The sequence below is a fragment of the Dulcicalothrix desertica PCC 7102 genome, assembly GCF_003991905.1.
GTDB classification, from domain to species: Bacteria; Cyanobacteriota; Cyanobacteriia; order Cyanobacteriales; family Nostocaceae; genus Dulcicalothrix; species Dulcicalothrix desertica.
The window spans coordinates 1-695 of the sequence record NZ_RSCL01000003.1 but is presented as its reverse complement, the minus strand read 5'-3'; the positions used below and the strand labels follow the sequence as shown (position 1 = coordinate 695).

Here is a 695-nt window from a genome sequence, read left to right as displayed (position 1 = left end):
AGAGACAACCCTACCAGCTTCTGGGCAACCAGTACCAGTTCAAACTTCAGAAGTTGTACCATTGCAGCAAGCTTCAAACCCAACAACACCAAATTTAGAGACAACCCTACCAGCTTCTGGGCAACCAGTACCAGTTCAAACTTCAGAAGTTGTACCATTACAGCAAGCTTCAAACCAGAATACGGGAGCGACTATACCAAATTTAGAGACAACCCTACCAGCTTCTGGGCAACCAGTATCACATCAAGCTTCAGAAACTGTACCATTACAACAAGCTGCAAACCAAAACACAGAAGCGACTGTACCAAATATAGAACCGTCCGCACCAGTCTCCGAGCAACCAGTACCACATCAAGCTTCAGAAACTTTACCATTACAGCAGCTTCAAACCAAAACACGGAAGCTACTGTACCAAATATAGAAACAACCGCACCAGTTTCCGAGCAACCAGTACCACATCAAGCTTCAGAAACCTTACCATTACAACAAGCTTCAAACCAAAACACCGAAGCGACTGTACCAAATTTAGAGACAACCGCACCAGTTTCTGAGCAACCAGTACCACATCAAGCTTCAGAAACCTTACCATTACAGCAAGCTTCAAACCAAAACACCGAAGCGACTGTACCAAATATAGAAACAACCGCACCAGTTTCCGAGCAACCAGTACTACATCAAGCTTCAGAAACTTTACC

2 protein-coding genes are annotated in these 695 nt (G+C 44.5%); one reads left to right on the top strand and one right to left on the bottom strand.

What is annotated here, in order from left to right; translation table 11 throughout:
* The coding region (locus tag DSM106972_RS06620) for a hypothetical protein (RefSeq protein ID WP_201800692.1) at nucleotides 1-421 on the top strand (421 nt) is incomplete at its 5' end.
* Here the strand turns inward: DSM106972_RS06620 and DSM106972_RS51225 are convergent.
* Nucleotides 404-695 (bottom strand): hypothetical protein (locus DSM106972_RS51225; RefSeq protein WP_158632773.1); only part of this gene is annotated, 292 nt, incomplete at its 5' end. The two genes, DSM106972_RS06620 and DSM106972_RS51225, sit on opposite strands and share 18 nt — an antisense overlap.